The sequence below is a fragment of the Haloarchaeobius salinus genome, assembly GCF_024464185.1.
GTDB lineage: Archaea > Halobacteriota > Halobacteria > Halobacteriales > Natrialbaceae > Haloarchaeobius > Haloarchaeobius salinus.
Map to the genome: position 1 here is coordinate 1 of NZ_JANHAU010000015.1, position 1,361 is coordinate 1,361.

Genomic DNA, 1,361 nt, shown 5'->3' on the forward strand with positions numbered 1-1,361 from the left:
ACAGTAGACGCCGAATCAAATCGTTCTCGGAGTTGAACCTCTCCACTGATTCGGTCTCGCAATGAGTTTCGGAATATCTCTCGACGAACTCTGTGGAGACCGAGCGAGGGAACGCCGCCGAACGTAGCGTTCCTGAGCGATGCCACTCTCTACTGGCGTTCTGACCGGTCATCCCGGTCTCCGCTTGCTGAACGCTAGCCGTAGCCTTGCGCGATCACCAGCGTTCGGAAGATTCGGGTCGAAATCTGTGGTTTTCTCGGAATCGACCCACCAGAGACGAGGACGTTCGCTAACACCCACAGATTGTACAGCGAGACCGCGAACAGAAAGTAGAACAACCGCACCGAGAACGTCGGCGACGACGTCCGCGCCAGGAAGTCGCCGATCTGCCGATACGACGTTTCGATTCCCCAGCGGCGGCGGAACGCCGCCGCGTACGCTCTCGCGGTCTCACTTTCTACGTCGATGTTCGTGACGAACCAGACGTGCTCATCCTCGTTCGTTCGATGAGGGACGGCGAAAACGGTGACGTCGACCGACGCTGTTGGTGGGCGCTTTCGCTGCATCTGGTAGGCATCGACGACCGTCTCAGCGCCGGCGCTGAGACGGCCTTTCATCCCCGGACTCGGTCGCGCTCGCACGATGAAGTCGATGTTTAGTCGGTCTAGCTCTTTAACGACGTGAACCTGGTAGAAGCCCCGATCGAGGTAGACGTGTCTGATCGAGACGTACCGCCGCGCTTCGAGGATGAGTGAGCGAACGGCTTCCTGCTTCGCACGGAAGTCGTTCGCCTCCATCGGGAGCACAGCGAGCGTGAATCGAACGCCGGGAGCGACGATACACAGCGTCGCAAAGCAGTACGCTCGGTTCGTTCCGAGATCAGGATAGGTGATGAGGACGTGCTCGGTGTCGGCTGAGCCGTAGAACCGCCACTGGTGAAGATCGATCGCGACGTCAACCCGAGGAGGAAGCAACCGGAGTGACCGAAGCGTCTGAAAGAGGCGGTCGCGGACGCCATCGAACTGGACATCGATGGCGTCCACGTCGAGCTGTCGAAGATGATAGAGCAGCGACTTCGCAAGCGGATTCCGAGCCGTCGACGTAATGTCGACGGGGTCGGACCGGTCCAACTGAACGGTCTTGCCGCCTGTATTGGCGAACTCCTGATCGAATGCGATCCGAGAGAGAACTTCGAGAAAGTCCTCTCTCGTGTAGGTGCCACACGGCTTCCTGTCGAATTCGAGTGCGGGATATACCAGGGTGGAGGCCGCTCGACAGACCTGTGTTGCTTCGGCTGTCTCGACCATTCCTGAGACTACGAGCTACAGCCTCAGTTAGGTTCGGCAACTACTGTGAAGGGC

At 58.9% G+C, this 1,361-nt stretch carries 1 protein-coding gene; it reads right to left on the minus strand.

Features of this window, described 5'->3' with window-relative positions; genetic code table 11:
* Positions 1-194 precede the first annotated feature (194 nt).
* Positions 195-1,307, minus strand: coding sequence for a transposase (locus tag NO345_RS19550; RefSeq protein ID WP_256302101.1), 1,113 nt, complete (start codon positions 1,305-1,307; stop codon positions 195-197).
* Between the last annotated feature and the right edge of the window lie 54 nt (positions 1,308-1,361).

Excerpts from the sequence above, each read along its gene's own strand:
- NO345_RS19550 (WP_256302101.1), bottom strand. The coding sequence starts at position 1,307 with ATGGTCGAGACAGCCGAAGCAACACAGGTCTGTCGAGCGGCCTCCACC.